General features: G+C 71.5%; 11 protein-coding genes. 6 read left to right on the top strand and 5 right to left on the bottom strand.

Features of this window, described 5'->3' with window-relative positions; all coding sequences use genetic code 11:
- Positions 1-349: 349 nt before the first annotated feature.
- The 5 genes from QUY26_RS34190 to QUY26_RS34210 are packed head-to-tail and all read left to right on the top strand — an operon-like array spanning position 350 to position 8,716.
- Complete coding sequence (locus QUY26_RS34190; protein ID WP_289953591.1) at positions 350-3,529, top strand: sensor histidine kinase; 3,180 nt, start codon at positions 350-352, stop codon at positions 3,527-3,529.
- Positions 3,526-3,966, top strand: coding sequence for a roadblock/LC7 domain-containing protein (locus tag QUY26_RS34195; RefSeq protein ID WP_289953592.1), 441 nt, complete (start codon positions 3,526-3,528; stop codon positions 3,964-3,966). The genes QUY26_RS34190 and QUY26_RS34195 overlap by 4 nt, the downstream gene beginning before the upstream one ends.
- A 9-nt stretch (positions 3,967-3,975) precedes the next feature.
- Positions 3,976-4,377 (top strand): DUF742 domain-containing protein, encoded by a 402-nt coding sequence (locus QUY26_RS34200; protein ID WP_289953593.1) that lies wholly within the window; start codon positions 3,976-3,978, stop codon positions 4,375-4,377.
- A 25-nt stretch (positions 4,378-4,402) separates the two neighbouring features.
- On the top strand, positions 4,403-8,068 hold the full coding sequence (locus tag QUY26_RS34205) for a hydantoinase B/oxoprolinase family protein (protein WP_289953594.1): 3,666 nt from the start codon (positions 4,403-4,405) through the stop codon (positions 8,066-8,068).
- Positions 8,069-8,110: 42 nt separating this feature from the next.
- On the top strand, positions 8,111-8,716 hold the full coding sequence (locus tag QUY26_RS34210) for a GTP-binding protein (RefSeq protein ID WP_289953595.1): 606 nt from the start codon (positions 8,111-8,113) through the stop codon (positions 8,714-8,716).
- A gap of 116 nt (positions 8,717-8,832) precedes the next feature.
- Here QUY26_RS34210 and glpK read toward each other — a convergent pair whose 3' ends face one another.
- The 5 genes from glpK to QUY26_RS34235 all read right to left on the bottom strand — a co-directional run bounded on the left by glpK (position 8,833) and on the right by QUY26_RS34235 (position 14,032).
- Positions 8,833-10,353 (bottom strand): glycerol kinase GlpK, encoded by a 1,521-nt coding sequence (gene glpK, locus QUY26_RS34215; protein WP_289953596.1) that lies wholly within the window; start codon positions 10,351-10,353, stop codon positions 8,833-8,835.
- Positions 10,354-10,377: 24 nt separating this feature from the next.
- Positions 10,378-11,130 carry an MIP/aquaporin family protein gene (locus QUY26_RS34220; RefSeq protein ID WP_289953597.1) on the bottom strand — a complete coding sequence of 251 codons (753 nt, stop codon included), beginning with the start codon at positions 11,128-11,130 and terminating at the stop codon, positions 10,378-10,380.
- A gap of 414 nt (positions 11,131-11,544) precedes the next feature.
- A complete protein-coding gene (locus tag QUY26_RS34225; RefSeq protein WP_289956275.1) occupies positions 11,545-12,735 on the bottom strand; it encodes a lipid-transfer protein in 1,191 nt (396 codons plus the stop codon).
- Positions 12,732-13,187, bottom strand: a complete 456-nt coding sequence (locus QUY26_RS34230) for a Zn-ribbon domain-containing OB-fold protein (protein WP_436840451.1) — start codon at positions 13,185-13,187, stop codon at positions 12,732-12,734. Before QUY26_RS34230 ends, QUY26_RS34225 begins: the two co-directional genes overlap by 4 nt.
- 32 nt (positions 13,188-13,219) lie before the next feature.
- On the bottom strand, positions 13,220-14,032 hold the full coding sequence (locus tag QUY26_RS34235; protein WP_289953598.1) for a M15 family metallopeptidase: 813 nt from the start codon (positions 14,030-14,032) through the stop codon (positions 13,220-13,222).
- A gap of 70 nt (positions 14,033-14,102) precedes the next feature.
- On the opposite strand from QUY26_RS34235, the gene QUY26_RS34240 reads away from it, so the two are divergent.
- Entirely contained in the window at positions 14,103-14,636 is a 534-nt protein-coding gene (locus QUY26_RS34240; protein WP_289953599.1) for an NUDIX domain-containing protein, read from the top strand.
- Positions 14,637-14,706 lie beyond the last annotated feature (70 nt).

Raw genomic sequence — 14,706 nt, forward strand, 5'->3', positions numbered from 1 at the left:
CCGCGGAAGATTCCCGACCCCGGCGACAGATCTCTCCGGACCTCCCCCCAGGATCCGCCGGGATGAGAGATCCCCATCCGGTGCGAACGGTTCCACCCAGCGAACACTTCAGGCCAACTGGGCCTGCTGGTAAGGGTGGTGGGGTCGGCCGACGGGTGCCGCAGGCGGGAGACAATCTCCCCCAATGGGCGGACAACTATGGATGCACCTTTCGCGTCACGGCTGAAAAGCGTCCGGACGTGCCTTCGAGTTGCACGTGTCTCAGTAGTAGGCTCGCGCCGTTTGTTGACGCACATGCGTGCCCCGAGGTCGAACGCGCGGCTGTGAGGGGCCCGATCTGGGGGAGGCCATGCGCTTTCGCGGGAAGTCAATCCGCCGGAAGATCGTGGCATTGCTGCTCGTGCCGCTCGTGTCCCTCACGGCGATCTGGGGCTTTGCCACCTTCCTCACGGGGCGCGAGGCGAACAAGCTCATCGACACGGCGTACATCCTCGACGACCTGGCCGGACCGCTCCAGGAAACCGCCGAGGTGGTGCAGGAGGAGCGGCGTCAGACCCTCGTCTATCTCGCCGACCCCCGTGCCTCGGACGCGCTCGCGGCACTGCGCCGCAGTCGAGAGGCCACCGACAGGCTCGTCGCCAAGATCGAGTCCAAGGCCCGCAATTCCGACGCCCGCGAGGTGCTCGACGGACAGTCGGAGGAGCGCCTGAGCGTCGCCCTCGACGCCTTCAAGGGGCTCGACGCGCTGCGCCGCACGGTGGAGGAAGGCACGATCAGCCGGGACAAGGCGTTGAAGATGTACACGCGCCTGACCGAACCCTGCTTCGGCTTCCTGATGACGCTGAACGCCCTCGACGACGTGGGCGTCACCGCGGAGGGCCGCGCGCTCGTCGGCATCGGCCAGGCCCGTGAACTGCTGTCCCGCGAGGACGCGTTGATCGGGTCCGCCCTGGTCGCGGGCACCGTCACCAAGAGCGAGGTCCGCCAGGTCTCCGACCTCGTGGCGCAGCGCGGCGTGCTCCTCGACAACAGCCTCACCCAGCTCCCCGACGACGAGCGGGCCCGCTTCGAGCGCTACTGGAACGGCGCCGAGACAAGCAGGCTGCGCGACGCCGAGCGATCCCTGATGGAATCCGGTGGCGGCACCCCCCGCGCGGTCACGTCCAGCGACTGGGACCGCGAGTCGGACAAGGTCCTCACCAGCCTCGCCGACCGTACCGAAGACGCCGTCGACCGGCTGCGCGACCGCGCCCGTCCCCAGGCCATCAGCGTCATCGTGCAGTTGGCCGTCGTCGGTGTGCTCGGGCTGATCGCCGTGCTCCTGTCCCTTTTCCTTTCCGTACGCATCGGCCGCAGCCTCATCCGCGACCTGCGCCGCCTGCGCCTCGAGGCCCACGAGGCGTCCGGTGTGCGCCTGCCCGGACTGCTGCGCCGACTCGCGGCGGGCGAACAGGTCGACGTGGAGACCGAGGCGCCGCGTCTGACCTACGACAAGGACGAGATCGGGCAGGTCGGCCAGGCCCTCAACACCCTGCAGCGCGCCGCGGTCGAAGCCACGGTCAAGCAGGCCGACCTGCGCCGCGGCGTCTCCGAGGTGTTCGTCAATCTCGCCCGCCGCAGCCAGGTGCTGCTGCACAAGCAGCTCACGCTCCTGGACACCATGGAGCGCCGCACGGAGGACACCGACGAACTCGCCGACCTCTTCCGCCTCGACCACCTCACCACCCGCATGCGGCGGCACGCCGAAGGCCTCGTGATCCTCTCCGGCGCCGCCCCGTCGCGGCAGTGGCGCAAGCCCGTCCAGCTCATGGATGTCGTCCGCGCCGCCGTCGCCGAGGTCGAGGACTACGAACGCATTGAGGTGCGCCGCCTGCCGCGCATCGCCGTCACCGGACCCGCGGTCGCCGACCTCACGCACCTGCTCGCCGAACTCCTGGAGAACGCCACGGTGTTCTCGCCCCCGCACACCGCGGTGCAGGTTCTCGGGGAGCACGTGGCCAACGGCTTCACCCTGGAGATCCACGACCGCGGCCTCGGCATGGCCTCCGAAGCCCTCCTGGACGCCAACCTCCGCCTCGCGGAGACCCCCGAGTTCGAGCTGTCCGACACCGACCGCCTCGGCCTCTTCGTGGTCAGCCGCCTGGCCCAGCGCCAGCGCGTCCGCGTCTCGCTGCAGCCCTCCCCGTACGGCGGCACCACCGCTGTCGTGTTCATACCGGAGTCGCTGCTCACCGACGACGTGCCCGACACCGGAGGTGTCGGCTTCCGCCTCGACCGGCCGCAGCCGCAGAAGGCCGTGGGCGGCACCACGGGCGACCGCGACGCCTCCCTCGCCCAGACGTCCGTCGAACTGCCCGGCCTGCCCGCGTCCCTCCTGGACGGGCCGGTCGAGCTGGAGGCACCCGTCGGCATGGCGGGCCTCGACGGCTTCCCGGGCGCCCTGGAGGACGAGGACAGCGAGCGCGGCGGCCTGTTCCGCCCGCGCCGCCGCGTCGGCGAGACCGCCGGGGAACAGCACCAACAGGCCCGCGACGCCCGCGAGCCCGACCTCGGCGAGCCCGTCCGCGCCGCCGACTCCACGGGTCACGACGCCCTGTACCCCGACGAGCCCCTGGACGTGGACGACGAGCCCGCCCCGAGTGGCACCGTGCCCCTCGCACGCCGCCGCACACCGAAGCTCGTCTCCTCGCACGGCCGCCGCGTGGGCCCCGCCCGCACCCGCGACACGGACGTCGGCCCTGCCCGCACTCGTGACACGGACGTCGGCCCCGCCCGCGACACCGACACCGCGGACCCGGACAGCGACGCCACCCGCGCCCGCCGCGAGTCCGGCGCCGGGTGGCCCGGCCGCGGCCCCGCCCGGGATTCCCGGCCCATGGCCCAGGCACCCACCGACACCCGCTCCGACGTCGGCCCCGCGCGCGGGGCACTCGACAAGCGTGTACGGGACGGCCTCGGCACCCCGGCGCGCACGTCCCGGGACGCCCCCGGCTCCACCGGCGGCACGGGCGTCGACCTGCCGCGCCGCCCCAGGCCCGACACCGGCTGGCCCGACCTCACGCCGCCGCGCCCGCTGGGCCCGGACACCCCGTCCGACCCGCAGCCGCTCCTGCCCAGGCGCCGCCCGGTCACGGACGCGCCGCGCGCCACCACCCGCACCGAGACAGCGCCCGGTGCGGACCGGGCGGCAAGGACGGACAGAGGACCCATGGACCGGGCCGCAGGCAGCACGGACACGCCGCCCCGGACGGCGGGCAACGACCAGGACGCGCCCACCGTCGGCGGCCTGCCCCGCCGGGTCCGGCAGGCGAACCTCGCCCCCCAGCTGAAGGAAAGCCCGGACCGCCGCACAGAGCTGGACTCGACCCCGGCGAGGGCCGGAGCGGAGGAGCGCGACGCCGACGAGGTACGCAGCCGGATGGCTTCGCTCCAGCGCGGCTGGCAGCGCGGCCGTGAAGAGAACGCCGTGGGCGAGGACGTCCCGGACGGCGAAGCACCAGGAACGACATCTGAGGGGGACGGTCGATGACCGCACCGAAGGCCGACGCACGCACCACCGCGACCGGGGGATCGGGAGAGCTGAACTGGCTCCTCGACGACTTGGTGGAGCGCGTCGGCAGCATCCGCAAAGCACTCGTGCTCTCCGGAGACGGCCTGCCCACGGGCGTGTCGAAGAACCTGACGCGCGAGGACAGTGAGCACCTTGCTGCCGTCGCGTCCGGATTCCACAGCCTGGCCAAGGGCGTGGGACGCCACTTCGACGCGGGCAAGGTACGCCAGACGGTGGTCGAGCTGGACGACGCTTTCCTCTTCGTCACGGCGGCGGGTGACGGCAGCTGTCTCGCCGTCCTCGCGGAGGCCGACTCCGACGTCGGCCTGGTCGCGTACGAAATGACACTGCTGGTCAAGAGGGTGGGTGTGCACTTGGGTTCGGCGCCACGCACCGACCTGCCCACGGGAGGGTAGTGGGAGGGCATGAGCGACGACGACGGTCAGGCAGCCATGCCTCACTGGTTCGACGACGACGCCGGTCCGGTGGTGCGCCCGTATGCCATGACACGGGGCCGCACCACCAGCCCCGCCCAGCACCGCCTCGACCTGATCGCGGTCGTGATCGCGGAGTCGCACGCCGAGGACACGGAGGCCGACCAGACGCTGTCCCCGGAACACGTGGACATCGTCGGCCTGTGCCGCGACACTCCGCAGTCCGTCGCGGAACTCGCGGCGGAACTCGACCTTCCGATCGGCGTGATCCGCGTGCTCATCGGTGATCTGGTGGACGACCGACTGGTGCACGTGACCCGCCCCGTACCCCCCGCCGAGCTGCCGGACGAGAGTATTCTGCGCGACGTGATCAACGGCCTCCGGGCGCTCTGAGCAGCGCGAGAGCGGGGATTGAGACGTGACAGGCTGGCAGTTCTGGGTCGACAGGGGCGGTACGTTCACGGACGTCGTCGCGCGCCGCCCGGACGGCGCACTGCTCACCCACAAGCTCCTGTCGGACAACCCCGCGCGGTATGCCGACGCGGCGGTCGCGGGAATCCGGGAACTCCTCGCCGAAGCGGGCAGGGCGGGCGAGCCGGGCGCCGACTCCGCGCGCGCGGGCGGCGACGTACGCATCGACGCCGTCCGCATGGGCACCACCGTCGCCACCAACGCCCTCCTGGAGCGCAAGGGCGAGCCCACCGCCCTCGTCATCACCCGCGGCTTCCGCGACGCGCTGCGCATCGCCTTCCAGAACCGCCCGCGCATCTTCGCCCGGGACATCGTTCTCCCCGAGGACCTCTACGCCCGCGTCATCGAGTACGACGAGCGGGTCGGCGCCGACGGGGAGGTCCTGCGCGCCCCCGACCTCGACGGCCTCGCCGAAGCCCTGCGGCAGGCTTACGACGACGGCATCCGCGCGGTCGCCGTCGTGTGCGTGCACAGCCATCTGTACCCGGCCCACGAGCAGGCGGCCGGTGACCTCGCGCGCCGCGTCGGATTCCCGCAGGTCTCGCTGTCCAGCGAGGTCAGCCCCCTGATGAAGCTCGTCCCGCGCGGTGACACCGCTGTCGTCGACGCCTATCTGTCGCCCGTCCTGCGCCGCTACGTCCAGGACGTCGCCGCCGAACTCCAGGGCGTGCGGCTGATGTTCATGCAGTCCAACGGCGGACTCGCGGAGGCCGGACAGTTCCGCGGCAAGGACGCCGTCCTCTCCGGGCCCGCCGGCGGCATCGTGGGGATGGCACGCATGTCGAAGCTCGCCGGGTTCGACCGGGTCATCGGCTTCGACATGGGCGGCACGTCCACAGACGTGTCGCACTACGCCGGGGAGTACGAGCGGGTCTTCACGACACAGATCGCGGGCGTACGACTGCGCGCCCCCATGCTCGACATCCACACCGTCGCCGCGGGCGGCGGCTCCGTGCTGCACTTCGACGGCAGCCGCTACCGCGTGGGCCCCGACTCGGCGGGCGCGGACCCGGGACCCGCGAGCTACCGCGGCGGCGGCCCCCTGACCGTCACCGACGCCAACGTCGCCCTCGGCCGCATCCAGGCGGCCCACTTCCCCCGGGTGTTCGGCCCCGACGGCGACCAGCCGCTCGACGACACGCTCGTCCACCGCAGGTTCACCGAACTGGCGCGGGAGATCACGGAGCGGACCGGGGACGACCGCACCCCGGAGCAGGTGGCCGAGGGCTACCTCCGGATCGCCGTCGCCAACATCGCCGCAGCGGTCAAGCGCATCTCGGTCCAGAAGGGCCACGACGTCACGCGCTACGCCCTGACGACGTTCGGCGGCGCGGGCGGCCAGCACGCGTGCATGGTGGCCGACTCGCTCGGCATCCGCACCGTTCTCGTACCCCCCATGGCCGGAGTCCTGTCCGCGCTCGGCATCGGCCTCGCCGACACGACGGCCATGCGCGAACAGTCCGTGGAGGCGCCCCTGGAGGCCTCCGCGATGCCCCGGGTCCACAAGACGGCCGACGACCTGGAGACCGCCGCCCGCGCCCAACTCGCCGCCGAGGACGTGCCCGCCGGCCGCGTGCACGTCACCCGCCGCGCCCACCTGCGCTACGACGGCACCGACACCACCCTCACCGTCGAGCTGACCGACCCCGCCACCATGACCCGCGCCTTCGAGGAACAGCACCGCGCTACCTACTCCTTCACCCTGGACCGTCCTGTCGTCGTCGAAGCCCTCTCCGTGGAGGCCACCGGCCGCACCGAACCCCCGGACCTGTCGGCGCTCGGCACCGCCACCGCGCACGGCACCACGCGGACCGTGCGCCTGCACACGGGCGGCTCCTGGCGCGAGGTGCCCCTGCGCCGGCGCGAGGAACTCCCGCCGGGCGAGCGGGTCACCGGACCCGCGATCATCACCGAGGCCGGCGCCACCACGGTCGTCGACGCGGGCTGGGGCGCGGCCATGACCGACGACGGGCACCTGGTCATGGAACGGGTGGCGGCGCCCGCGAGTTCCGACGCCACGACGGAAGCCGACCCGGTCCTCCTCGAAGTCTTCAACAACCTCTTCATGTCCATCGCCGAGCAGATGGGCGCCCGCCTGGAGTCCACCGCCCAGTCGGTGAACATCAAGGAGCGGCTCGACTTCTCCTGCGCCCTGTTCGACCCGGACGGGAACCTCGTCGCCAACGCGCCGCACATCCCCGTCCACCTCGGCTCCATGGGCACCAGCGTCAAAGAGGTGATCCGCCGCCGCGGCACCACCATGCGGCCGGGCGACGCCTACGCGGTCAACGACCCGTACCACGGAGGCACACACCTCCCGGACGTCACCGTCATCACGCCCGTCTTCGACACCGCCGGAGAGCAGATCCTGTTCTACGTGGCCTCGCGCGGCCACCACGCGGAGATCGGCGGCATCACGCCCGGCTCCATGCCCGCGCACAGCCGCACCATCGACGAAGAGGGCATCCTCTTCGACAACTGGCTGCTGGTGGAGGCCGGACGCTTCCGCGAAGCCGAGACCCTGAGCCTGCTGACGGAGACCCGCCACCCCTCCCGCAACCCCGCCACGAACCTCGCCGACCTGCGTGCCCAGATCGCGGCCAACCAGAAGGGCGTCGACGAAGTGGCCCGCATGATCGACGACTTCGGGCTCGACGTCGTCCAGGCCTACATGCGGCACGTCCAGGACAACGCCGAGGACTCCGTACGCCGCGTCATCGACACCCTGGAGGAGGGCGAGTTCTCCTACGAGACCGACTCCGGTGCCGTCATCCGGGTGCGTGTCTCCGTAGACCGCGAACAACGCACGGCGACCATCGACTTCACCGGAACGTCACCCCAGCTGGCCACCAACTTCAACGCCCCCTTCGCCGTGGTCAACGCCGCCGTCCTGTACGTCTTCCGCACCCTGGTCGCCGACGACATCCCCCTCAACGACGGCTGTCTGCGACCGCTGCGCATCATCGTGCCGACGGGCACCTTCCTGTCGCCGGAGCCGCCCGCGGCCGTCGTCGCGGGCAACGTGGAGACCTCACAGGCGATCACCGGCGCCCTCTACGGAGCGCTGCGCGTCCAGGCCGAGGGCTCCGGCACCATGAACAACGTCACCTTCGGCAACGACCGGTACCAGTACTACGAGACGGTGGCCTCAGGCTCCGGCGCGGGCGACGGCTTCCACGGCGCGTCCGTCGTGCAGACCCACATGACCAACTCGCGGCTCACCGACCCCGAAGTCCTCGAATGGCGGCTGCCCGTCGTTCTTGAGGAGTTCGCGGTGCGCGCCGGCAGCGGCGGGAACGGCCGCTGGCGGGGCGGGAACGGCGCCGTACGCCGCATCCGCTTCCGCGAGCCCATGACCGTCTCCACGCTGGCCCAGCACCGCGTGGTGGCGCCCTACGGGATGGCGGGCGGCGAGCCGGGCGCGCTCGGCTCCGGCCGCGTGGAGCGCGCCGACGGCAGCGTCGTGCGGCTCGACGGCAGCGACTCCGCCGACGCGGGCCCCGGTGACGTACTCGTGATCGAAACCCCCGGAGGCGGCGGGTACGGACCGCCGCACCACGACCCCTCCGGCCCACCGGCCGTCCCCGAAGCACCCGCACCTCACCTCAACTGACGCACGCGACACCACTGATGACTGATGCAGGAGAAGAGAGCAATGATCTTCAAGCGTTCTGAGCGCGGTACGGCCCCTGTCGAGCCGGTCACGCTGAAGATCCTGGTCGCGGGCGGTTTCGGCGTCGGCAAGACGACCCTCGTCGGCGCGGTCAGCGAGATCAAGCCCCTGCGCACGGAGGAAGCCCTCAGCGAGGCGGGACGGCCCGTCGACGACACCGACGGCGTCCCGGGCAAGCAGACCACCACCGTGGCCATGGACTTCGGCCGCATCACCCTGCGCGAGGACCTGGTCCTCTACCTCTTCGGCACCCCGGGCCAGGACCGCTTCTGGTTCCTGTGGGACGAGCTGGCGACCGGCGCGCTCGGGGCCGTCGTGCTCGCCGACACCCGCCGCCTGGAGGACTGCTTCGCCGCAGTCGACTACTTCGAGCGCCGCTCCATACCCTTCGTCGTCGGCGTCAACTGCTTCGAGGGCGCGACGCGTTACCCCTCCGACGCCGTACGTCATGCCCTGGACCTCGACGAGAGCACCCCCGTGGTGCTGTGCGACGCACGCGAGAAGGAGTCCGTCAAGGAGGTCCTCATCGACGTGGTCGAGCACGCGATGGCGATCGGAGCGGCGGCCCGGCAGCCGGTCGCGACCTGACCCGACGACCGTCCGGACACCACCCGGACCGTCACCCGGTGCGGGGCTGCACTCGGGCCGGGGCGGCCCGTACCCCCACCGACCGGGGTGCGGGCCGCGGCTGCGCGGCGAGCGCCTCAGCCCTCGCCGTCGTCGTGCCAGCCGAAGCTGCGCTCGACCGCCTTGCGCCAGTTGCGGTACTCGCGCTCGCGCTCCGTGTCCGCCATCTGCGGTGACCACTCGGCGTCGCGCTGCCAGTGGGCCTTCAGCTCGTCCAGGTCGTTCCACACGCCCGTCGCGAGCCCGGCCGCGTACGCGGTGCCCAGGCACGTGGTCTCGGACACCCGCGGCCGGATCACGGGCACTCCGAGGACGTCGGCCTGGTGCTGCATCAGCAGGTTGTTCTTGGTCATGCCGCCGTCCACCTTCAAGGTGGTGATGCGCACCCCGGAGTCCTGGTACATCGCGTCGACGACCTCACGGGTCTGCCAGCTCGTCGCCTCCAGGACCGCGCGCGCGAGATGGGCCTTCGTGACGTAGCGCGTGAGTCCGGTGACGACACCGCGCGCGTCGGAGCGCCAGTACGGCGCGAACAGGCCGGAGAACGCCGGCACGATGTACGCGCCGCCGTTGTCGTCCACACTCGCGGCCAGGGACTCGATCTCGTCGGCGCTGCGGATGATGCCGAGCTGGTCGCGGAACCACTGCACCAGGGCGCCTGTGATCGCGATGGAGCCCTCCAGGCAGTACACGGGGGCCTCGGATCCGATCTTGTAGCCCATGGTCGTGAGCAGGCCGCTCTTGGAGGGCACGGGCCGGTTGCCGGTGTTGAGGAGCAGGAAGCTGCCCGTCCCGTAGGTGTTCTTGGCCGTCCCTGTGTCGTAGCAGGCCTGCCCGAAGACCGCTGCCTGCTGGTCGCCGAGCGCGGAGGCGACGGGTACGCCCGCGAGCTGCCCGACGGCCGTCCCGTAGCACTCGGCCGACGACTTGATCTCCGGCAGGACGCTCTCGGGGACGTTCATCGCCGACAGGATCGAGGAGTCCCACTGCAGGGTCTCCAGGTTCATCAGCATCGTGCGCCCGGCATTGGTCACGTCGGTGACGTGCACGCCGCCGTCCGTGCCGCCGGTGAGATTCCAGATGAGCCAGGAGTCGATGGTGCCGAAGGCGATGTCGCCGCGCTCGGCGCGCGCCCGCAGCCCGGGGACGTTGTCCAGCAGCCAGGCCGCCTTCGGCCCGGAGAAGTAGCTCGCCAGCGGCAGCCCCGTCTGCTCGCGGAAGCGGTCCTGGCCGTCGGCGCCGCCCAGTTCGTTGCAGAGCGTCGACGTCCGGGTGTCCTGCCAGACGATCGCGTTGTGCACCGGCTTGCCCGTGGCGCGGTCCCACAGGACCGTCGTCTCGCGCTGGTTGGTGATGCCGAGCGCGCTCAGCTGGTCCGCGCGCAGCCCGGCCTTGGCGATGGCGCCCGCGACCACGGCCTGCACCTTGGACCAGATCTCGGTGGCGTCGTGCTCCACCCAGCCGGGTTTGGGAAAGATCTGCCGGTGCTCGCGCTGGTCCACGGCGACGATCGCGCCGTCCTGGTTGAAGATGATGCAGCGGCTCGAGGTGGTGCCCTGGTCGATTGCGGCGACGAATTTCTCGGAGCTGTCCGTCATGGCTACCCCTTGGAGGAAGGCTGCTCAGAAGGCTGCGTTGTAGATGAGTCCCGCGAGGAGTCCGCCGATCAGCGGTCCGGCGACCGGAACCCAGGCGTAACTCCAGTCCGACGTGCCCTTGTTGGGGATCGGCAGGAAGTGGTGCACGATGCGCGGGCCGAGGTCGCGCGCGGGGTTGATGGCGTAGCCGGTGGGCCCGCCGAGCGAGAGGCCGATGCCGACGACGAGGAACGCGACGATCAGGATCTGGGTGCCCGAGGTGCCGAGGCCCTTGGTGAGCCCGAAGGCGAGAATCGGCAGGACCAGGCCGACGGTCCCGATGATCTCGGTGAGCAGGTTCGCCACCGGGTTCCTGATCTCCGGGATGGTGGAGAAGATGCCGAGGGTCGGTGTCGGGCTGTCCGTGCCGGGCCCGTCCTTGGTCCCGCGGGGCACGTTGGCGTTGAACTGCGCGAGATAGACCAGGTACGCGAGGACGGCGCCCAGCATCGCGCCGATCATCTGCCCCGCGAGGTAGATCCAGACCTTGTCCCACTTGTCGGTGTCGACGGCGATGCCGAGGGTGACGGCCGGGTTGATGTGGCCGCCGGACAGCGGTGCGGCGGTGTACGCGCCCGCCATCACGCCGAAGCCCCAGCCGAACGCGATGACGATCCACCCGGAGGCCTTGGCCTTCGAGTGGTTGAGGGTGACGGCGGCACACACACCGGCGCCGAAGAGAATCAGGATCGCGGTGCCGATGATCTCACCGACGAAGATGTCCCCATTCGAGTACATGGCGGCTCCTAGGCCTTCGCCCGGGGTGGTGGGCCCCGGTACTCCGTGCAGGGTTCGTTCCCACGACTACTGCCCGGCCACCGCAAGCCGCGTCAGCCGAAGGCAGGGGAGTCCCGCGCCCCGCCCGGCCTCGGTGACGAGCGTGCCGTCACAGTCGAATCGCCCATGGGGGATGCCCGTTGGACTGGCTCGTTGCGCGGAGCCATGGAGCGCACGGGCCCTGAGCGGCGGAGTGCCGAAGGGCGGCGATGCCGACTGACACCGGGAAGTGTTCACCGGTGGTGATGGAGCGTCAAGGTCGCGGACGCCATGGGTTAACCGGCGTGACCCCTTCCGAACGGCAGGCCACGGAAGCGGCCGTGCGGCCTCTCCGCGGGCCTCCCGCGGCGTCCCGCAGAAGAGCCGACGCGGGTGTCAGCGCACCGCCACCACCGACGAGCCGTGCCCGAAAAGCCCCTGGTTCGCGGTGATCCCCGCCCGCGCCCCCTCGACCTGCCGCGCGCCCGCCGCCCCCCGCAGCTGCCAGGTCAACTCGCAGACCTGGGCGATGGCCTGGGCCGGAACGGCCTCTCCGAAGGAGGCGAGTCCGCCGCTGGTGTTCACGGGTATGCGCCCGCCGAGCGTGGTCGCGCCGTCCCGCAGGAGCTTGGCCCCCTCGCCCTCGCCGCAGAGCCCCAGGTCCTCGTACCACTGGAGCTCCAGGGCCGTCGACAGGTCGTACACCTCCGCCAGGGAGAGGTCGTCCGGGCCGATGCCCGCTTCCTCGTACGCGGCGTGCGCGACGGACGCGCGGAACGCGCGCTCGGCGGGACGTGCGGCCACCGCGGAGTCGGTGGCGATGTCCGGCAGGTCCAGGACCGTGTTCGGGTACGTCGGGGTGACGGTGGACACCGCCCGGATGCGCACGGGTGCGGCGGTGCTGTGCCGCCGGGCGTACTCCAGGGTGGACAGCACGAGCGCCGCCGCGCCGTCCGAGGTCGCGCAGATGTCGAGCAGCCGCAGTGGATCGGCGACCACGGCGGACCCGGCCACCTCCTCGGGGGTGACGGCCGTGCGGTAGCGCGCGTGCGGGTTGAGTGCGCCCAGGGCCGCGTTCTTCACCTTGACCTGGGCGAAGTCCTCCAGCGTTTCACCGTGCACGGCCATGCGGCGGCGGGCGTAGAGCGCGAAGTACGCGGGGTTCGTGGCGCCGAGGACGCGGAAGCGCAGCCAGTCGGGGTCGTCGGGCCGATCGCCCCCGGCGGGCCGGAAGAACCCCTTCGGGGCGGCGTCGGCGCCGACCACGAGGACCACGTCGGCGAGGCCCGCGAGCAACTGGGCCCGCGCCGTGCCGATCGCCTGGGCCCCCGAGGCGCACGCCGCGTACACACTCGCCACCCGCGCCCCCTGCCAGCCGAGAGCCTTCGCGAAGGTCGCCCCGGCCACATACCCCGGATAGCCGCCCCGCACGGTGTCCGCGCCGACGACGGACGTGACGTCCCGCCAGTCGACACCGGCGTCGGCGAGTGCCGCCCGCGCCGCCACCGTCCCGTACTCGACGAATCCGCGTCCCCACTTGCCCCAGGGGTGCATGCCCACGCCGAGCACCGCCACGTCGCCGGTCATGCCGGTACCCCCACCGGTCGCCAGTTCCACGTCGTCCACGTCGTCGACGGGTTCTCGGGGTCCGCGCCGAGCACGCCGGGGACGACCTCCACCTCCATGCCGACCTTCAGGTCGGCGACGGTCACTCCGGGAACCGCCTGCCCGAGCACCACCATGCGCTCCGCGGCGAGCTCCGCAGCGATCAACGTGTAGGGCTCCCAGGGAAGTTCCGGGTCCGAGAGGTACGGCGCGGGCGGGCGGTAGCGCCCGTCGGTGTACGACCACACCCGCCCACGCCGCGAGAGCGCCACCTCGACCAGCTCGCCCCCGGAGCAGCCCGGATTGCGGCAGAAGGCGTCCTCGCGCGGGAAGAACACGGCTGCGCACCGCGCGCACCGGGTGCCGAGCAGCCGGAAGTCCTCCTCTTCCCCGTCGAACCACCGCGTCACCACGGGCGTACGCACTCGCGACATGGTCCCTCCCGCACCCAGGATCTGACGGAACGTCAGAAGTGTGCCACGGGCAGCGCCCTGCGCGACACCGGGAAGTCGAAGTAGGTGTCGGGGAACGGCTCGGGCCTGTACGTGAAATGCCACCACTCTTCAGGGAGGTTGACGAAGCCCGTCTTGGCCAGCGCGCCGCGCAGCCGGTCCCGGTTCGCGCGCTGCTTCGCGGTCACGCGGGGGTCGTCGGTGTGCGACAGCGTGTCCATGCAGTCGTAACCGGTGCCCATGTCCACGGAGTTGTCGGGGAATCGCTCACTACGGGGTGCGTAGCAGGGCTTCAAGGGCTCTCCGGGGATGTACGGCCGCGTCGGCTCGGCAGGCAGCCGCACAATCGTGAGGTCCACCGTCGACCCCCTGCTGTGTCCGGACTTCTTGGCGATGTAGCCGTCTTCGAAGAGCCTCGATTTGGCGACCCGGGGGTAGAACTCGGCCTTCATGCGCTCGTCGCCCAGATCCTCGCCCCACCGCACGAACTGATCGACCGCCCGTTGCGGCCGGTAGCAGTCGTACACCTTCAAGGAGTAGCCCGCCCGCAGGAGGCCGCGCTGCGCCTTGCGCAGGGCCTTCGCCGCGGGTTCGGTGAGGATGCACATCGGCTTGTGGTAACCGTCGATGCGGTCACCCACGAAGTTGTGCGGGGTGATGTAACGGATCTCCTGGATGATGGTCGGGTCCACGTCGCTCAACGCGACGAAGCCCTTCGGGGCCTGCGGTTCGGTGGCCGCCCGGGAAGGGGAGGGCACGGTGGCCGCGGCGAGCAGAGCGGCGGCGACGACGGCGAGTTTCCGCAGTGATGGGGCGAATGCTGTCATGTACCCGCATCTATCAGGAGGTTGGAACTCCGCGGAAGACCGCCGCGTCGAGATCGGATACAGTCCGCGCGTGTCCCCATCCCTGCACCCCACCGACCCCGCCCCGGACTCCCACTGCGCGAGCTGTGGCGCGCTCTACGGAGACCACGTCACGGGCTGGCCCCGCACCTGCCCGGACTGCGAGACAGTGGCCTACCGCAATCCGCTGCCCGTCGCCATCGCCCTTCAGCCGGTGTACGACACGAAAGGCACCGGCCTCGTCGTCGTGACCCGGTCCATCGCCCCCGCACGCGGAGGCACCGCCCTGCCCGGCGGCTATGTGGACCACCGTGAGGACTGGCGGCACGCCGTCGTCCGGGAACTCAAGGAAGAGACCGGCATCAGCGCGGCGAGCCACGACGTGCGCATCGTCGAGGTACTCAGCTCACCCGACGGACACGTGCTCCTCTTCGGGCTGCTCCCGGAGCGCCCCTCGGCCGACCTGCCCCAGTCGTCGCCGACGGACGAGACCGAGGGCTGGGAACTGCTGCACCGGCCCGCCGAACTCGCCTTCCCCCTGCACACGTCGGTGGTCCGGGCGTGGTTCGAAGGGCGCTACGTCTGACCCGAGGGGCGCCGTCCGGAGCTGATACCGCGGGGCGCCGCCCGGCCGCACCCGCGGGACGCTCCGCCAC

Source organism: Streptomyces flavofungini, assembly GCF_030388665.1.
In the GTDB taxonomy this organism is placed as follows: domain Bacteria; phylum Actinomycetota; class Actinomycetes; order Streptomycetales; family Streptomycetaceae; genus Streptomyces; species Streptomyces flavofungini_A.

Bases quoted from the DNA above. Each gene is read 5' to 3' on its own strand.
- QUY26_RS34220 (WP_289953597.1), bottom strand. From the start codon at position 11,130: ATGTACTCGAATGGGGACATCTTCGTCGGTGAGATCATCGGCACCGCG.
- QUY26_RS34230 (WP_436840451.1), bottom strand. From the start codon at position 13,187: ATGTCGCGAGTGCGTACGCCCGTGGTGACGCGGTGGTTCGACGGGGAA.
- QUY26_RS34195 (WP_289953592.1), top strand. From the start codon at position 3,526: ATGACCGCACCGAAGGCCGACGCACGCACCACCGCGACCGGGGGATCG.
- QUY26_RS34235 (WP_289953598.1), bottom strand. From the start codon at position 14,032: ATGACAGCATTCGCCCCATCACTGCGGAAACTCGCCGTCGTCGCCGCC.
- QUY26_RS34200 (WP_289953593.1), top strand. From the start codon at position 3,976: ATGAGCGACGACGACGGTCAGGCAGCCATGCCTCACTGGTTCGACGAC.
- glpK (WP_289953596.1), bottom strand. From the start codon at position 10,353: ATGACGGACAGCTCCGAGAAATTCGTCGCCGCAATCGACCAGGGCACC.
- QUY26_RS34225 (WP_289956275.1), bottom strand. From the start codon at position 12,735: ATGACCGGCGACGTGGCGGTGCTCGGCGTGGGCATGCACCCCTGGGGC.
- QUY26_RS34190 (WP_289953591.1), top strand. From the start codon at position 350: ATGCGCTTTCGCGGGAAGTCAATCCGCCGGAAGATCGTGGCATTGCTG.
- QUY26_RS34210 (WP_289953595.1), top strand. From the start codon at position 8,111: ATGATCTTCAAGCGTTCTGAGCGCGGTACGGCCCCTGTCGAGCCGGTC.